21 protein-coding genes and 1 pseudogene are annotated in these 15293 nt (G+C 62.1%); 18 read left to right on the top strand and 4 right to left on the bottom strand.

Going from position 1 to position 15293, the window contains the following annotated elements; all coding sequences use genetic code 11:
• The coding region (locus J7I85_RS22160; RefSeq protein WP_214857340.1) for a hypothetical protein at nucleotides 1–357 on the bottom strand (357 nt) is incomplete at its 3' end.
• A gap of 296 nt (nucleotides 358–653) precedes the next feature.
• Nucleotides 654–1292: a methyltransferase domain-containing protein gene (locus J7I85_RS22165; RefSeq protein WP_214857374.1), complete on the bottom strand. Its 639-nt coding sequence runs from the start codon at nucleotides 1290–1292 to the stop codon at nucleotides 654–656.
• A 165-nt stretch (nucleotides 1293–1457) separates the two neighbouring features.
• Here J7I85_RS22165 and J7I85_RS22170 point away from each other — a divergent pair, with 165 nt between their 5' ends.
• From J7I85_RS22170 to J7I85_RS22225, 17 genes and pseudogenes are all read left to right on the top strand, one after another.
• Nucleotides 1458–2558, top strand: a complete 1101-nt coding sequence (locus J7I85_RS22170) for an ImmA/IrrE family metallo-endopeptidase (RefSeq protein ID WP_214857341.1) — start codon at nucleotides 1458–1460, stop codon at nucleotides 2556–2558.
• A gap of 14 nt (nucleotides 2559–2572) precedes the next feature.
• Entirely contained in the window at nucleotides 2573–3124 is a 552-nt protein-coding gene (locus J7I85_RS22175; protein ID WP_214857343.1) for a hypothetical protein, read from the top strand.
• A 217-nt stretch (nucleotides 3125–3341) separates the two neighbouring features.
• Nucleotides 3342–3569 carry a recombinase family protein gene (locus J7I85_RS25825; RefSeq protein ID WP_308159613.1) on the top strand — a complete coding sequence of 76 codons (228 nt, stop codon included), beginning with the start codon at nucleotides 3342–3344 and terminating at the stop codon, nucleotides 3567–3569.
• Nucleotides 3570–3595: 26 nt separating this feature from the next.
• Nucleotides 3596–4015 carry a recombinase family protein gene (locus tag J7I85_RS25830; protein ID WP_308159614.1) on the top strand — a complete coding sequence of 140 codons (420 nt, stop codon included), beginning with the start codon at nucleotides 3596–3598 and terminating at the stop codon, nucleotides 4013–4015.
• 139 nt (nucleotides 4016–4154) lie between these two features.
• Complete coding sequence (locus tag J7I85_RS25645; protein ID WP_285289645.1) at nucleotides 4155–4280, top strand: hypothetical protein; 126 nt, start codon at nucleotides 4155–4157, stop codon at nucleotides 4278–4280.
• 51 nt (nucleotides 4281–4331) lie between these two features.
• The gene (locus J7I85_RS25650; RefSeq protein WP_285289646.1) at nucleotides 4332–4457 is read left to right on the top strand and encodes a hypothetical protein; all 126 of its coding nucleotides are present in this window, start codon (nucleotides 4332–4334) and stop codon (nucleotides 4455–4457) included.
• A gap of 51 nt (nucleotides 4458–4508) precedes the next feature.
• Complete coding sequence (locus J7I85_RS25655) at nucleotides 4509–4634, top strand: hypothetical protein (protein WP_285289647.1); 126 nt, start codon at nucleotides 4509–4511, stop codon at nucleotides 4632–4634.
• A 108-nt stretch (nucleotides 4635–4742) separates the two neighbouring features.
• Nucleotides 4743–5339 (top strand): annotated as a pseudogene (locus J7I85_RS26055) (tetratricopeptide repeat protein); the annotation flags it as partial.
• Between the two features lie 33 nt (nucleotides 5340–5372).
• Nucleotides 5373–5792, top strand: a complete 420-nt coding sequence (locus J7I85_RS25320) for a tetratricopeptide repeat protein (RefSeq protein ID WP_251024703.1) — start codon at nucleotides 5373–5375, stop codon at nucleotides 5790–5792.
• Between the two features lie 180 nt (nucleotides 5793–5972).
• A complete protein-coding gene (locus J7I85_RS22190) occupies nucleotides 5973–6344 on the top strand; it encodes a cupin domain-containing protein (RefSeq protein WP_214857348.1) in 372 nt (123 codons plus the stop codon).
• 534 nt (nucleotides 6345–6878) lie between these two features.
• Nucleotides 6879–7919, top strand: coding sequence for a phosphotransferase (locus J7I85_RS22195; protein ID WP_214857350.1), 1041 nt, complete (start codon nucleotides 6879–6881; stop codon nucleotides 7917–7919).
• A gap of 113 nt (nucleotides 7920–8032) precedes the next feature.
• Nucleotides 8033–9859, top strand: coding sequence for an SARP family transcriptional regulator (locus J7I85_RS22200; protein ID WP_214857352.1), 1827 nt, complete (start codon nucleotides 8033–8035; stop codon nucleotides 9857–9859).
• 241 nt (nucleotides 9860–10100) lie between these two features.
• Nucleotides 10101–10625, top strand: coding sequence for a hypothetical protein (locus J7I85_RS22205; RefSeq protein ID WP_214857359.1), 525 nt, complete (start codon nucleotides 10101–10103; stop codon nucleotides 10623–10625).
• Nucleotides 10625–11179 carry an RES domain-containing protein gene (locus J7I85_RS22210; protein WP_214857361.1) on the top strand — a complete coding sequence of 185 codons (555 nt, stop codon included), beginning with the start codon at nucleotides 10625–10627 and terminating at the stop codon, nucleotides 11177–11179. Before J7I85_RS22205 ends, J7I85_RS22210 begins: the two co-directional genes overlap by 1 nt.
• 169 nt (nucleotides 11180–11348) lie before the next feature.
• Nucleotides 11349–12197: a hypothetical protein gene (locus J7I85_RS22215; RefSeq protein ID WP_214857363.1), complete on the top strand. Its 849-nt coding sequence runs from the start codon at nucleotides 11349–11351 to the stop codon at nucleotides 12195–12197.
• A 7-nt stretch (nucleotides 12198–12204) separates the two neighbouring features.
• Nucleotides 12205–12957, top strand: a complete 753-nt coding sequence (locus tag J7I85_RS22220; protein WP_251024704.1) for a hypothetical protein — start codon at nucleotides 12205–12207, stop codon at nucleotides 12955–12957.
• A gap of 27 nt (nucleotides 12958–12984) precedes the next feature.
• Nucleotides 12985–13617, top strand: a complete 633-nt coding sequence (locus J7I85_RS22225; protein ID WP_214857365.1) for a hypothetical protein — start codon at nucleotides 12985–12987, stop codon at nucleotides 13615–13617.
• A gap of 375 nt (nucleotides 13618–13992) precedes the next feature.
• Here the strand turns inward: J7I85_RS22225 and J7I85_RS25660 are convergent, their stop codons facing one another.
• Nucleotides 13993–14118 carry a hypothetical protein gene (locus J7I85_RS25660; protein WP_285289649.1) on the bottom strand — a complete coding sequence of 42 codons (126 nt, stop codon included), beginning with the start codon at nucleotides 14116–14118 and terminating at the stop codon, nucleotides 13993–13995.
• A 303-nt stretch (nucleotides 14119–14421) separates the two neighbouring features.
• Between J7I85_RS25660 and J7I85_RS22230 the strand changes: the two genes are divergently transcribed.
• A complete protein-coding gene (locus tag J7I85_RS22230; RefSeq protein ID WP_214857367.1) occupies nucleotides 14422–14679 on the top strand; it encodes a hypothetical protein in 258 nt (85 codons plus the stop codon).
• Between the two features lie 213 nt (nucleotides 14680–14892).
• Here J7I85_RS22230 and J7I85_RS22235 read toward each other — a convergent pair whose 3' ends face one another.
• The gene (locus J7I85_RS22235; RefSeq protein WP_308159615.1) at nucleotides 14893–15213 is read right to left on the bottom strand and encodes an Lsr2 family protein; all 321 of its coding nucleotides are present in this window, start codon (nucleotides 15211–15213) and stop codon (nucleotides 14893–14895) included.
• Nucleotides 15214–15293 lie beyond the last annotated feature (80 nt).

A 15293-nucleotide genomic window follows, 5' to 3' on the forward strand; every position in this document is an offset into this window, starting at 1 on the left:
GGCAGCTTCGAGGGTGACGGCAAGCATGCCGGGTTGCCGCTGTCTGGCTCCGGCGAATTCCCACATCGGCGTGGGCGGGGGCGCGGCCCGCCGCCACCGTTCGGCCAGGACCCGCAGTCCGGGGTCCCCGGCCCCTGAGAGGCAGAACTGGTGACGTGCACGGATGCCCGGTCCGGTCTCCCAGCCGAGCCCGGGGCCGATCGCCTTGACCATGGCATCGAGGGTGTCCGGAAGGTCCCGGTAGTCGCCTGTCGTGACGGCGGCACTGAGGAGCCTGGCACCTTCTGCTGACCACCATCGCCAGAACGCGGAGATGGCGCGCGTGTGGACTGTATCGTTCCGCCGTTGAATGCTCACTGTGGCCTCCTGCCGTCCCGGCCACAGTAGTGGCAGTTCGCCGCGGGTCTGGGGTTCCAGCCGGTCCCGGATGAATAGTGCCGGGACCGGCTATCTGGACGGGATTCGCGGCCTCCGTCGACCAGATGTCCAGAGCCTGTCAGTGCCTGCCTAGGAAAAAGCTGGGTTACCGGTCTTTCTCAAGCCCCCTCCCCGCAGAAGAGTGCCCCCATGACTGGTTCCGGGGCAGGTCCCCTGGTGAGGGGCCTGAGGCAACTATTCGGGCTGGGTTCCATTCATTTCCCAACCCGCGGTCGTCAGAATGAGGTTTCCGAGAGCGAAGGTAGCCATCGCGCCGACTGCGAGGAACGCACCCTCGACGATCCGGGTAGCGAGGTAGCCGACGGCGACTGCCGGGGCGTTCGGGCGGCCTCTACCTGCTCGATCTTGGCGTGCCAGCCTGTGCGTTCCTCCGCGAATTCGCTCCGAGCCATTGCCAAAGGGGGTCTGCGGAGTACCAGGAACTGGTAGTGCTGGGTCCACTGGCCGGCGCCGGGACCAGACTCAGTGCCCTTCCCCTCTGGCCAGGTCTGGAAGCGCACCACGTCACCATGTTCCCCGAAGATCCGCTGGACCGTGTCGTCACTGCGGCGGCTGAAGAACCGCCGGGGTTCATCAAGGTCCTCCGGGTTCAGGACCTCCACGTCATCACCGGACCAGAGGCCGACGGCAATCGGCGCGCCCGGTGCACTGACCCGCACGAGTTCGCCGACGACGTCATGAATCCACCTGTTAGGAACGTGCAGGAGGGTGCTCATGGTCCAGACAGCGGCAAACACGCCGTCCGGGAAGGGCAGGCTCCGGCCATTGGCGACACTCGTCTCGAGTCCCCTCGTGGTGCGGCGTCGCCGTTGTGGAGCGCCAGTTCCGCGCCGTAGAGGGAGGTCCTCACCCAGCTCAGGAAAAGATCTATGTCAGCCATGCCCCAGTATGCTCCCAAAAAAACGTCAGCTACGAGAGCAGACTTTCACCGGGACACCCATCCACAAGTCGCGATCCTTCGCTAGCCATAAGCAGGGGAATCGAATTGGGAAATTCCCAATTCAAGGTAGAATTAAGGCATGGAAACCGTCGGCACCCGCATCCGTCAGCGCATCGCACAGCTGCATATTGGCGTGCCCGAAAAGGAGATTGCAGCCTCCGTTGAGATGGCACCCGACGTTTTTTCAAGGTCCCTGAACGGGAAACGGACATTCACGAGCGTCGAGCTTGCGCATCTGGCCGAACGACTCTCCACCTCCATGTACTGGCTGGCAACCGGGGAGGCTGATCCATTCGAGGCACGTATCGCTGCCCGCCACGAATACGACTTCGCTTCTGGCCGGTATGTCGATGACAAGGGCGGAAGCACAAGCCAGACGCTGGACAACATCGAGCTGGCCTACCGCCAGGTGTACCCGGGTCGAAACGATGCCGCTACGCCCGTAGCGGGCCCCGATGAGATTCGGGCGCGTCTAGGAGAAGACTTCATCAGCGATTTTTCCTCTCGAGTCGAGGAAGTCCTGGACATCGACGTTGTACGGGTTGAGGGCGTCACGTCTGCCTACTCGCTGCGTGCCGGTGGCCGCTACTGCATTGTCGTTCCTCGGAGCGGTAATTGGTTCCGTCAGAACAGCGACATCGCACACGAGCTCGGGCACATCTACTTGGGCCACTTCAATGACCGTGACGAGACGGCTTCTGACGTCAAGGAAGGCCCCGCCTTCGACTTTGCCGCGCAGATCTTGCTCCCTGAATCAGTTGTGCGCTCGGTAGACTGGGAGACCATCAAGCGGCTTGAGATAGTTAATTTCTTGTGGGAAACGGGCGTCTCCACGAAGTACCTGGCCAACCGCCTGCGGAAGCTTTCGGTTCGTGCCCGTGCTGAGGTCTGGCAACTTTTGGACCAATCGACATTCGATGTTCTCAACCGCCCTCTTGAAGGGAAGACCTTCTCACCCATTGCCGTGGGCGTGCGAACGCAGCGTGCTGCTGAACGACGGTTTCCTGAAGCGCTCATCGCCGCCCATGTCGAAGCCGTCACGATGGGGAAGGTGCCGAAGGAAACACTGGCGTGGTTGTTGGATGTCTCGCCCGACGAAATTGATGTGCATCCCCCGCAATCCACAAGCATCGACCTGGACGATCTGGCGGCGGAACTAGGGCTGGCGGCAGGGGCTTGAGCGGTCGGCTTTTCATGCCCGACAACACGGTGCTTGTAAACTTCGCCCAGATTGGCCGCATGGACCTCCTGCGACTTGTTGCCGCCGGGCGCTCAACGTGGTGCTACACGGTTTCGGAGGAGTGTGAAAAGAGTTCGCGGGTAAGCGGGCTTGAGCAGCTTTCCGAAGCTCAAGAAATCTTCGGGAAACCACTGAAGCTGGAAACGCGTGTGGAGCACTCGGACACGCAAGTGTTCCGCGCCCGTCTCCGCAAGCCTGGGGAGGGCCCGGCGGCCAATCTTGGTGAGGCGGAAAGTTTGTCGATCATCATGAACCGTCAGCTCGACGTTATGTTCATCACGGACGACAACGGAGCTCTGGGGTTCGCCGAGGAGAACGGGATCCCCTACACGACCACCTGGGATTTGCTGAAGATGTTCGTCAGGGCCAAAAGAGTGGAGCGGAGTACAGCCTGGCATTACGTCCTGACTCTGGGCGGAAACCGGCGTCGGTATGTGGAGCTTCGGGATCAGGATTCCTTCTACGCGTGGCTTGAGAGCCCAGGAGCTCTCCGGTTCCTTCCGTAAAAGATCTCGCCGATTGAGAGTGGTCGCCGGACCCATGTTCAGATTCATTTCAGCGGGTCCGGGAGCGTCTCAGGAACTATAGCTTGATAAGGACCGACCCCGGTTTTTGAAAATGAGCCTTTAAGCGGCAAAGAGTGTCTCACCGAGTCTGTCTCACTTGTGGAGTCTCACAACCTCTCAAAGGACAATGACACACCCCGGCTCTAGCATGGGCCGCATGGGACTTCTATTGGGGTACGTCAGGGTTTCCACCACAGATCAGCACGGACAGATGCAGTTCGATGCACTCATCGAAGCGGGTGTTCCTGAAGAGCAAATTTACTTCGACCAGCTCTCCGGGGCGAAAGCCGCGAAAGACCGGCCAGGCCTCACAGCCCTCCTGGGCTATGCCCGCAGGGATGACACCGTTTTGGTTTATGGATCGACCGCCTGGGCCGCTCCCTGATCGATGTCCTCAATACGGTGGCGGTCATGACTGAAAAGGGGATCGGCCTGCGGTCCCTCGTAGACGGAATTGATCCGAGTACGGCCGCCGGCCGGATGCAACTGGGTCTCTTTGCGACCTTGGCCGAGTACGAGCGTGAGCTCATCAATGAGCGAGTGCGCGCCGGCGTCATGGCAGCGAAGGCCCGAGGGGTGAGGTTCGGCCAGAAGCCGGTGAAACAGGAGACTGTAGAGGCCAAGCTCGAGGTCGCCCGGGAGCTCCTGTCCAAGGGTAAAACTGCGACCCGCGCGGCGGAGACCGTTGGCTGGTCCAGAGCTACCCTCTACCGGTACTTAAAGCAGCGCGGCAGTGAGGCGCCAGCGTCTGTAGAGCCCGACCGCCCGGTGGTGCTCGGCCGTGGCCGCTCCCAGTACGCGCAGAGCAAGCCGCTGCCGCCGCGGAACTGATGTCTGCGCATGTTCCCGGGTCCGCACAATGTTGGCCCTCCCAAGTGCATGTCTGTGCACACGGTTGCGCACACGGTCAGGGCTCACACTGAGGACATCAAGCTTCACCGGTCAAATCAAATCCATCCAGGAGATCATCATGTTCCGCAAAGTCTGGACCGCAGCTGTCCTGCTCGCCACCACCCTGGGCTTCGCCACCGCCACCGCCGGCCCTGCTGCCGCGGGGGCCGCAATCAACCATTGCGAACCGCTCGTCCGCCGCTAACACGCGGCATTCTGTACCCAACCACCCATACCGTTACACAAGGTGATCATCATGTTCCGCAAAATCTGGTCCACCGCCGTCCTGCTCGCCACCGCCCTCGGTTTCGCCGCCGCCACCGCCGGCCCCGCAGCCGCCGGAATCCCAATGAACCATTGTGAACCGCTCGTCCGCCGCTGACACGCGGCATTCTGTACCTAACCACCCGCACCGTCACACAAGGTGATCATCATGTTACGAAGAATCTGGTCCATCGCCGTCCTGCTCGCCACCGCCCTGGGTTTCGCCGCCGCCACCGCCGGCCCCGCAGCCGCCGGAATCCAAGTCAACCATTGCGAACTACTCGTCCGTCGTTGACGGTTGAAAATGCAGCAGCCCCCGGCTCGGAGCGATCTGATTCGGGCCGGGATGTTCTTACAGGCAGGTTTCGACGTGGGCATGAGGAACCTCATCAGGGCTCGCAGAATGCACCGGAAAGCCCAGGCCTTAGGACGAGACGGTCACACGGAGAGTGCTGGGAGACTCGCGCTCCATGCCCTGGACCTGTTGCCTCAACCTGAAAGCGCCAGTCCTGCCCGTGTTGCTGAGTGCGTCTCTGTTCTGGAGACACTCGCGCAATTCGCATCTGACCTCTCCAATCATTCAGAAGCAGAACGCCGCTGTGACGAAGCGCTTGCCCTTCTAAAGCAGGTAAGGCCAGATGACAGGCGGGATGAATGGTGCGTCGCCATTCTCGTCCGTAAAGGAAACAGCCAACGGCTATCTGCTCGCTATGACGAATCAGCACTCACGTTGACCCGCGCCCTTGCTCTCTCAGAACAACTTCCGGTTTCTGCCCCTGTACCGTTTAGTCCCCTCAACGCCCTGGGAATTCTGGCTAAGGACCGCGGGCGCTATGAAGAGGCAGCGACTTACTACCACAGGGCCCTAAGGATGCTGGTCACACACGCTGGGGCGGATGCGCCCGAGCTGGCGGGCATTTATCACAACCTCGCGGGGCTGGCCCACGTTCAGGGGCGATTTGCTGAGGCCGAAAAACCTGCCCGTCAGGCGATCGAGTTGCGCCGATCAGCCAGTCCCCTGGACCCTGTCGGATTGGCTGCCGATCTGTCTGTCCTGGGTGCTGTCCTCGCGGGGCAGGAACGTTTTGAGGAAGCTGCGGCAATAGTCTCCGAAGCGCTTGCGTTGTGGCGGTCCCGTTATGGCAACAGGCACTACGAGGTCGCCGTCCAGCTTCACAATCTCGCGGTCATCCAGCAGGCACAGGGAGACTGTTCGTCGGCTGAGGCCACCCTGGGCGAAGCCCTGGCGATCAAACGCGTTGTTCTCGGAGAGTCTCATCCGGAGATAGCCGCGATACTGAACAACCTCGCCACTGTCTACTCAGACACGGGCCGGCGCCGTGAAGCCAGGGAGTGCTACGACCATGCGATCGAGATATTCACACAGACAGTGGGTGAGGACCATCCAAGCACAGTCACCTGCATTCGGAACCGCCGCCAGCTCGGTGATTGAGCAGCAAGTCCATGGATATTGACATCGCCTACGGCTGAGAGCACCGTGTTGGCGTTGCCCGCAAGTGTTCGGCCCAGCCCTGAACGGGCGCCCTTTCGGGGCCTGCCGAACCTCATTCCCGGAGCGCCTGGTCTCTCCTCCGGATCAGCAGTTATAACCACCCGCTATGAGGAGGACGAAATGCCCGCAGTAACTGTCAAGGCCCTTGAATCGAAGTCGTTCAACGAACCCGATGAAAAGCGCCGTCCGCCCAAGACCGAAGTTGACGTGGTCACCCTCGGTGACACCACCCTGGGCAGGTTCACCTTTGAGCCCGGCTGGCGGTGGTCCGAGACCGTCAAGACCGTGGTCCACACCGAGAGCTGCCAGAACAACCACCTGGGGATCTGCACCGCAGGAACGCTTACAGTGGAAATGGAAGACGGAACCCGCGCCACATTTCGCGCCGGCGACGCCTATTCAATTCCCGCCGGCCATGATGCCTGGGTCGAAAACGATGAGACGTTCGTGGGCTACGAAATCATGAGTGCGGCCACGTACGCCAAACCTTGATTTGTCCCTGGCAACGAAGGCGCGAGCATCGGCCGACTCACTGCGTTGGCCGATGCTCGCATGGACCCATGTAGTGCCCAAAGGCTCAGTCCAGCTGGAACAGGTAGCCCGCGCATTCGTCCTATGGGCACCGCCTCAGATCGGTCCGGCCGGGCTCCGGCCCAGAAGAGGGTAAAGGTCTCGGGATGTGCCGGGAGAGCTGCTTACGGCTCAGACCGGTCATGATCTGCGGGATAACGTCGAAGACCCCCGGTGTGCTGGTTGTATGCCACGTCCTGCAGTGCGGCCGGCATGCGCGCCAGTTGCTGAGGAGCCAGGAAACACGCCACATCTGGATGGACTGGCGGCGGTGTGCGGCTAGGTTGCCCAAGTTGGGCCGGGACCTGCGGGAATCGTGCGCTGGCAGCTCGCAGGGCGTCGGCAGTCCCATCTGCCCGAAACAACGGAATATTTACTATGAACGGTTTCGAGGGTTTGCCATCTATCGACGGGCAGTTGCTGGCTCGTGTGGTCGCTGGACTGCGTCGCACAACCGTGGCCGAAGTAACGGAGTGGCATGTGGTCCGGATCCAAGCCGGGGCGGGGGAGACAGAGGGCGTCTACCGCGTTACTGGCGCCGGAAGAGACGGGAACGCGGCATCTGGCTGGTCCCTCATCCTGAAGATCCTCCAATCGTCCTCGCCACAAGACGAGGTGTGGCGCTGGAACTACCAACAGCGGGAGTGGCACTTCTACAGATCCGGCTTGCTCAAAGGCCAGCACGGACTCGTCGCGCCCCGGTGTTTGGGGGTAATGCACCGGAAGGATGGGAGAACCTGGCTGTGGCTCGAGGATGTTGCTGATGATGATGGAACGTGGCCCCTTGCCCGTTACGGACTGTCTGCCTACCACCTAGGCAGGTTCAGCGGACGCTTCAGCTCGGGTGGCGCCCTCCCGGACTACCCATGGCTCAGCCGCCGCTGGCTCCGCGGCTGGCTTGAGGAGGCGGCTCCCGCGATCGCCCGATTACGACTCCTTCGGAATGATCCAGCCGTTCAAGGTGTCTACGACGATGCGGACAGCATCCTGCAGCTCTGGGACGAACGTGAAAAAAGGCTCAGCGTACTCGAACACTGCCCCCAGACGCTTTGCCACCTGGACGCTCACCGGCGAAATATGTTTTCCCGCCGCTCAGCGGGCGAAGAAGGGACGGTGCTGATTGACTGGGCTTTCGTAGGCGTCGCGGCCGTCGGAGAGGATCTCGCATCTCTTGTCAGTGCGACCATCGCCATGGGTGAGGTCGCGCTCGGTGACATGAAACGGCTTGAGGCAACGGTCCTGGACGGTTACCTTGAGGGGTTGCGTGACGCGGGGTGTAGCACCGATCCGGAGCTCGTTCACATGGCCTACTCGATGGCGGCCTCGCTCCGGTTTCCAGTCGGCGCAGTCCGCCTGGTGCTTCCCATGCTTCTTGATCCGGGACAACACCGCGACGTCGAGCAGCTTCATCATGGCACGCCCGTTGAAGCGTTGTTCGACAGATGGGGCGCAATGAACCGGCACCTCATTCGGCTCGGAGATGTACTCGCCGATTGATCTTGCTCGCCGTAGTTGCCCTGCTGGCCGTCGTCGGCGCCGTCGTCTCTGTTCTTCGAAAAGGTCGCGGCCATACTCAGGATGGGATACCGGCCGTGGATGTAAAATAACGCATGGCCGAAGCTTGGATTCGGTTGCTCGGGATCCCTGAAATTTTGCGTTCCGAGGGAACCCAGGTTCAGCCGCGCGGCCGTAAGTCCTGGGCGCTTCTTGCCTACCTGCTCCTTGGACGCAGGAAGGCGACCAGATCGAGTCTTGCGTCCCTTCTCTTTGCCGATGCTGAGGACCCGCTGGGCGCCCTTAGGTGGAACCTGTCTCAGCTCCGACGCGCGCTCGGCCCTGAGATCGAACTGGCCGGTGATCCGCTCACTGTCGTTTTGCCGGAGAACTGGCACTGCGATGTGGAATCAATACTCGGTCCGCGAGCAACCGGGTTGATCGACTCTTCCGCTATAGAAGGGGAGTTGCTCGAAGGCCTGTCATTTCCTGAGTGCTCTGCTTTTGACGCCTGGCTTATTGTTGAACGCCATCGGATCGCGAATGCAGTTCAAACCGTTATTTACGAAGAAGCGGTGGCCGCGCTGGCTGCCGGGGCCCCGCAGGCGGCTGCTTCTTTGGCCACCAAAGTCGCTGGGCTCGACCCCTTCAACGCGAATTTCCAGTCGGTCCTGATCAAGTCCCTCATAGCTGCCGGCGACCAGGCCGGGGCCAGGAAACACGTTCTCCAATGTGCCGATGATTTCCGGCGGGAATTGGGGGTGGAATTACCGGAGGAAATCAGGCGCGCTTTGGTGCCCGAAAAGCGCAGCACAGGCCCCCTTGTTCCCGCCAGCGCGGTGACCGTACACTCCTATCTCGAAGCTGCCAGCGCCTCACGCGCCGCCGGCGCTGTCGACAGGGCGATGGACCAACTCCGGACGGCAGGCGAGCTGGCCGAACGCACAGGACGAAATGACCTTCGTGCTGAAACGCTTATCGCGCTTGCGGGGGGCTTGATCCACTCCGTGGGCGCCCGAGGTGCCGCTGTGGACGCGCTGCTTCACAAGTCGTTGACCTTGCTCCCAAAGGATGAGGCTTCCCCTTTGACCGCAGCGGCTTATTGCGACCTCGGCTGGCTGTCGTCCCTACGTGGAACACCCGAGAGCGCAATACGCTGGCTTGACCGCGCCGAGAGATGCTCCGAGGGGCTGCCCAAGGAGCAGGCGAAAATCCTGACGGCACGGGGAATGACGGAGCTGAACACGGCGCGTTACGGACCTGGCCATGGCGCGCTGGATGCCTCCGTGGAACTGGCCGTGATGACAGGCGACCGCCGTCAAGAAGCCATCGCAATGGCAATGAACGGCCATGGATACTTGCTGCAGGGCAATTTGGGACGGGCCGCCGCCGTTCTTGACAAGGCTCTGGCCGTAGTCAGTTCCGAGCACTGGACGGCGTTCGCCCCTTTCGTGGAGGCTCTGCGTGGTGCAGCGTATCTGGCAGAGGGGAAACTGGATGAGGCGACCGATTACATAGACCATGCCACAGTGCTCGCGAGCCTCACCGGAAACAATGCGTTTATGATCGTTTCCGCTGACGCTCAGGCCAGGCTGCACTTGGCGCTCGGGGAGAGTCGAATTGCGCAACAACACATCCACCAGGTTCAAGGGTTAAGCCCTGGGTGGGTGTGGGCCGGCGGTCGGCTGATGGACACAGCCTGTGAAGTCGCCTTAGCAACACAGTCACCCGAGGCATCAGTCCGCGCCTCAAGGCTCACCGAATTGGCGAGCCGAAGTGGAATGCGGGAATTGGTCGTTCGGGCACACTCACATCGCGGCGTGCTCGGCGATGCAGAAGCCGCCGAAGCGGTTCCCTTCCTTGCACGAGGGATCGACAACCCCGCTCTGGAGTCATATCTGGCGGCCAGAAAACAGCTAACAGGCTGGCAGGGCGATGATTGATCATGGCGTGGACGTGTATCGGCCAAAGGTAATCCCGCAGACCCCAACGCCGGCCAGCAAAGGCTCGGCCTAGGATCTGTGGCGTGGAGTGCACCGCACACTCACCGGTCCGTCCCGCGAACCTCATGGTTCCTGCGGAGTTCCGCTTGTGGCGTCCGCCTCTGGAGACCCTCCGCCGGCCGTTTGCTCCAACTATTCGAGGGGCATTCCCTATGATCCGCCCAACAGATAGTGTTGGGTTATGGAGAAGCAGCGGAAGGCGGTGGAGCAGACCGTCATCCTTCGGGGCGGAGGAAGGGAGACCCCCGTCAAGATGAGGAACGGCGTCATCCTGCTCCCGAAAGGCTTCAAGGTCGCACCGCGCCGCCGCGCCTATGCCAAGACCCAGGCCTCCGGCAGGACTGCCGCTGTGAACCTCGCGGGCCTCAAAGACACGCCGGACTACGGGCCTCGGGCCATGACGCAGCGTCTCGTGAATGCCCTGGGCAACAACGCCGTCGCGGCACTGCTCGGGGTTAACAAGGACAGGCCCAGCCGGTGGGTGTCTGGCCAGGACGCGCCGAATGAAGAGAATCGCGCGCAGCTGGCTGACCTTGACTCCCTGGTCGGGCACCTGCACACGGCATTCACCCCGGCCCAGGCCAGGCTCTGGTTGGAGGGGCACAACCCGCACCTGGATGCCCGCCCCATCGATGTCTACCGGCTTGAAGGCGCAGCCCCGGTGATCGAGGCGATCCGCGCCCACGAGCAAGGCGCTTTCGCCTAGTGGATTTCTGGCGCGTACTGAACTGGCACCCGGACGCCAAGGACCCGTCCCAGAACGGGCACCCGCTCTACATCTGGCCCCGGCAGGGCGCCGGACGGGTGGATGACCCGGACCGCGAATACCTCGTCCTGTACGTCGGTGACTCAGCTGAGGGTGCCGTCGCGGAGGCTTTCGGGAGCTACCCGCGCTGGACCGAGGCCATACTGGATCCGCCGCCCGCGGCTCCGGCCGGGACGCAGAAGGCTCTCGTGAGGTACACCGGGGACCTGGCCATCCTGGACCTGGATGACCCCGAGGTGCTGCAGGAGTGGTCACTGCGCCCCAGCAGCGTCGTCTCCCGGGACCGCGCTTCCACTCAGCAGTGGGCACGGTCGATGTACGACACCGGGGACTACGCCGGAGTCTCCTGGTGGTCTTTCTACGAGCCACGATGGGCCAGCTTCGGGCTGTGGGATGTTTCCGGGCTTACGTTGGCTGGCGACCCGGAACCGTTGACGCTCGAGCATGATGCCGTTCAGGATGCAGCTGCGCTGATCCGGCGGGTAGTGAGCTAGGCCGGCCACTGAACGCCGCGGGCCTGGGCGGCCGAAGCCACCGCAGGGCCAATCTCTGCGCATGTTCCCTGGTAGAGACCAACAAGGGGGACATCGTCGAGCATCTCGCGTTGATGACAGAGGCTGTGCACGCCAGTGACCTACCCTTGTATCCGATGGGGGTAGTGCTTTGCTGAAGAAAATTGGCCACTGGAACGGGCCGGCCTTCGAGGCCGCGGTGATCGCGGTGTTGGTGGCGGTGTTCCTATGGTTCTTCCACGACTGGCTGCTTGAGGCGTTGTTCTTTTTTGCGTTATCGGTGGTCTGCGCTGTTCTCGTGTACCGAGTCGTCTCACCATCAGAGCGCGCTTTCACGGTGATGCTCTGGGCGTTGTTCCTGAACTTCATCACGCTTGTCTCCATCGAGGATGGGCTGGGTGTTCCTGCTGCGGGCCCGTGGTTCCTTGGGTTCATCGTCGGTTCAATCGCCGGCGGATACGTGTGGTCCGGTCCGCGGGCCGGGGCGGAATTCAAACAGCCGAAGCGCGTCCGCCGAGTGGATGGCAGTTTCACGGGCGGGCGGCGCCTGGCGATGATCAATGCGGTTTGTGCGCTTGTGCTGCTCGGCATAGGTACAGCCCAGCTGGTCCTGCTGTCACCAACAATGTTCGCCGTGGCCGTTCTCGCCGCCGCGGTCCTTGCAGGCTGGGTTCTCTACCGTTTCCCGCCACCGCTGCCGGTCAGGGAAGGCCTCCTCTTGGTCATACCTGTTCTCTGGTTTGCCCTGGCGTTCGTCGGCGGTGCCACGGACCAGATGGCCCTTCCGCAGGCCTGGGCCTACGGAGTCTTGGCCGGCATCCTGATCGGCGGGCGTCACTGGACTGGTCCCCGGTTCGGCGAGCCCCGACCGCCGTTCAATGGACCCGGGCGCCGTCGGCGGAAGCGTCGACCGCGGTCCAAGCAGCAGAACCGGCTGCAGCAGCGGCCTGCGTCGGTGGCTGCCTCGAAGACATCAGCGACTGAAACCCCCGGAAAATAGGGAACACTTGAAACGGAACGCTACGGCGGGCAACAAAACCCGGAACGAGATTTGGTACTACTCCGTCTTCGGCGCGGTGGTCCTGATCGGAACCGTGGCGCTCATGCTGTTCGGCGTGAACTCCCGTGTGTCTGATGACATCGGCCCTCTGCTTGCCGGGCTGGTTCTGAGCATCTACGTCTTCCGCTTCGGCCTGCCCTGGAGGTGGCTCAACTTTCTGTTCCTTGCATCGTTCCTTGTCGTCGGCCTCCTGCTGGGGCAGCCGGGACTCATGTGGATGGGCGGATTCCTTGCTGGGTCGCAATTTGGTGTCGCCTGGCGGTTGGCTGCCGTCAAGCCAAAGGTGAGGTCTGCGTGGGCCGTCAACGGTCAGGGCATCGACGCGTTGACTGAGGCCCGAAAGACAGCCAGGGATGCGCTGCACTCACTGGACGGCAACAAGCATGAGCGAGTCGTCGTCGAGCACGGCTCAGCACGCTTCGAGGTCGCCGGGTCCTTGCCTTCGAAACTGGTGTGCCACCGGAATCCCGAGGGAGACAACGATTTTTCCTGGGCGGTCCTGTCCCGGACCGGACAGGCCGCCGACGAGTCGGTGGAAGTTCCGATGGGCCCGATGAAGGGCTTCATTCCGTCGCAGTTCGTCCACGACCTGGGACCTGTCGAGGCGGCGCTGAACGACTTCCTGGAAAATCCAAAGGCGGAGTCGCTGGGTCCGGAGTGGAACACCGAAATAGCATTCGACCTGCGGCTTCACGTTTAGAGCAAGCGTTCTGGAACGGAGACACAGATGACCACCGACACGAACGCTCTGACGCTCGATATGCTCAAGTTTGCGGGTCTGCTGAGACTTATAAGTCAGCCGCAATTGGCCCAGAACTATGAATCCCTCGCGGTGGAACTACGATCAGAGCCCTCAGATGAGGCCGTGGAAGATGCTCGGCATTGGGTCCGGACAACGCTCCGGGGAGGCGCCGGCGGCCTCGGGGACCAGTATGTGCTGAAGAAGGACGGTTCACTCGATGACGTGCTGGACCAGGAATACCAGGGCCTGCTTCAGAAGCTGAGCGGTTTTGCCTACGGTGGTGAAGCACCCGCATCGCCCTTGCTGAAGCAGATGGGGAGCTCCATGTCCGCCAATGGAGACACGTACTTCCGCCAAGTTGAGGCCCCAGTCCGCAAAGGACTGTTCATGCGTGGGCGCGCCATGTTCGAAGTGATGACGGCACCTGGAGTGACCCGCCTCGTGACAGGGGGAGAGCTGGGTAAAGCCCTCGGTTATGGCCCTCAACGCTCCCGAAGAGACCTGCAGGAGTGCCAGGCCGCAGCAGACCGTCTCTTTCGAGCGGGCCGGAGCGACGACTGGGTTCATTACTCAAGCGCCCAAGTGGTGTCAGGCGAGTCGCTGCGCGGCCTCGCATGATGCCCCGGCTCCGAGGCTTGATTCGAAAAAATACAGTTAGGGGAATGGCTTGGACATGCGACTGAATGAGGGTGTCCTGCTGCTGTTTAGGTTGTCTGCGTACCTGGATGAGCTTGGAAAAGATACGTCCGCAGCTTGGTTCCGTCACGGCCGATGAACTGCGGGAAGGAACGGACCGAAAGCGGCTGCTTGGGGTGTGCCGCAGCATCGTCCATGCGCTCGACAATGGACCGGGTCGAATTCCTGACCTCTATTTCGCTCATCCTGACGGGTCTCCGGACGCTGCGCGAACCGAGGAGTATCTCGACACCATCCGGGCTGTGCGACGATTTGCGCGAGGGGGCGTGCCGCCGTGGTCCTTCTTTATTCTGTGACTCACCGCCCCATCGCTTCCATCACGTCGAACACGGTGCGGAGCAGCGCCAGGACGAGGCTGCACGCCGCGATACACAAACCGGCGACCTGGACACGGGTCGTTTTGCTGTTGCCTGGTTCGTTCATCTGAGACCGCCCTTCACTTGCTGGGGAACCATCGTAGGGACCAGGCGCTGACAACTTGACCGGGCAGAAACCGCCCTGTTCGGGACGATCCACAGTCTGTCCACCGGGGCGTCCGGGCAGGACCTGGCGCCTGTGCACAACTGCCCGCCGGCTATCCACCGAGGATCAGCGGCGTGTCCTGACAACCGGGCGTGTCACGGAAATACTCGACATCCCCGAGGTCCCACACCTGGCCTCTGCCTCCTGCCAACAATGAACGCGTGAGCCCTCCATCTGAGAGGGACGCTATTGAGGAGGAAGATCATGACGTTCGTTTACACAGTGAATCTGGGGTTCTCCCCGGCCGGTGGTTCCGTGCATCCCGTCGATGAGCTGGGCAGCCTGCCGAGCCTTGATGCAGCTAAGGCTGCCGCGGAACAGGAGACAGGAAAGCCGCTGCAGTGGCGCTGGATGGAGGACCGCCAGTGCTGGCGCGCAGAAGTAGACCATGACCGTGCCGCGGAGATATGGAAAGGAACGGTCCTGGAACGCATTGACGCGGGCGCCGGCATAATGACCTGATCATCCGGACGTGCCGCCGGCTGATGGACGGAAGAAGGTGCGGCTGGGGACCCGAGGAGCGCGGCGTTCGCGTTGCTTGCGAAGAACTATTGTGTCGCGTTTGGTTCGTTCGTAGATTGGTTGAGCTAAACCCGGTGCTGGATTCCGGCCTGTACGCTTCCCAGCTACTCCAAGCGACCGCGGCTATGGGGCAGTTGCAGACGTGCCTGTCGGCTAATTGGCAGCCAGGTACTGCTGCACGATTGAATCGGAGACACGGCCGCGGGGGTTGACGTCCAGACCGTGCGCTACCGCCCAGACGCGGACAGCCTTGGGGTTCGGCACGCCAGTGCGGATCTCGGATGCGCTCTGCTTCCTGCCGCCGGCGCGCCGCGCTTTCTCCGCGAACGGGGCCAGCGAGGACCGGAGCGCCTCAGCGTTCTCGTCGCTGAGCTCCATCTCGTAGGAGGCCTCATCCAGAGCGAAGGAGACGGTCTGGGTTGCGACGGAGCCGTCGAGGTCATCGATGAGTTCGATCATTACTTTTTGAGCCACCCGAAGAGGCTACCACCGGCCCTGACCAGCACTTTTGTCACACGCTGCAGGTCAGCGCTCCGTTTGGCTGCTGGTCCCGT

It is taken from the genome of Arthrobacter sp. ISL-65 (assembly GCF_018613795.1).
In the GTDB taxonomy this organism is placed as follows: domain Bacteria; phylum Actinomycetota; class Actinomycetes; order Actinomycetales; family Micrococcaceae; genus Arthrobacter.

What these genes read in the sequence shown, in the direction of transcription:
- J7I85_RS25660 (WP_285289649.1), bottom strand. Translation starts at nt 14,118, where the DNA reads ATGAACGAACCAGGCAACAGCAAAACGACCCGTGTCCAGGTCGCCGGT.
- J7I85_RS22225 (WP_214857365.1), top strand. Translation starts at nt 12,985, where the DNA reads ATGACCACCGACACGAACGCTCTGACGCTCGATATGCTCAAGTTTGCG.
- J7I85_RS22175 (WP_214857343.1), top strand. Translation starts at nt 2,573, where the DNA reads ATGCCCGACAACACGGTGCTTGTAAACTTCGCCCAGATTGGCCGCATG.
- J7I85_RS25645 (WP_285289645.1), top strand. Translation starts at nt 4,155, where the DNA reads ATGTTCCGCAAAGTCTGGACCGCAGCTGTCCTGCTCGCCACCACCCTG.
- J7I85_RS22190 (WP_214857348.1), top strand. Translation starts at nt 5,973, where the DNA reads ATGCCCGCAGTAACTGTCAAGGCCCTTGAATCGAAGTCGTTCAACGAA.
- J7I85_RS25825 (WP_308159613.1), top strand. Translation starts at nt 3,342, where the DNA reads ATGGGACTTCTATTGGGGTACGTCAGGGTTTCCACCACAGATCAGCAC.
- J7I85_RS22170 (WP_214857341.1), top strand. Translation starts at nt 1,458, where the DNA reads ATGGAAACCGTCGGCACCCGCATCCGTCAGCGCATCGCACAGCTGCAT.
- J7I85_RS22200 (WP_214857352.1), top strand. Translation starts at nt 8,033, where the DNA reads ATGGCCGAAGCTTGGATTCGGTTGCTCGGGATCCCTGAAATTTTGCGT.
- J7I85_RS25655 (WP_285289647.1), top strand. Translation starts at nt 4,509, where the DNA reads ATGTTACGAAGAATCTGGTCCATCGCCGTCCTGCTCGCCACCGCCCTG.
- J7I85_RS22230 (WP_214857367.1), top strand. Translation starts at nt 14,422, where the DNA reads ATGACGTTCGTTTACACAGTGAATCTGGGGTTCTCCCCGGCCGGTGGT.
- J7I85_RS25830 (WP_308159614.1), top strand. Translation starts at nt 3,596, where the DNA reads ATGACTGAAAAGGGGATCGGCCTGCGGTCCCTCGTAGACGGAATTGAT.
- J7I85_RS22205 (WP_214857359.1), top strand. Translation starts at nt 10,101, where the DNA reads ATGGAGAAGCAGCGGAAGGCGGTGGAGCAGACCGTCATCCTTCGGGGC.
- J7I85_RS25650 (WP_285289646.1), top strand. Translation starts at nt 4,332, where the DNA reads ATGTTCCGCAAAATCTGGTCCACCGCCGTCCTGCTCGCCACCGCCCTC.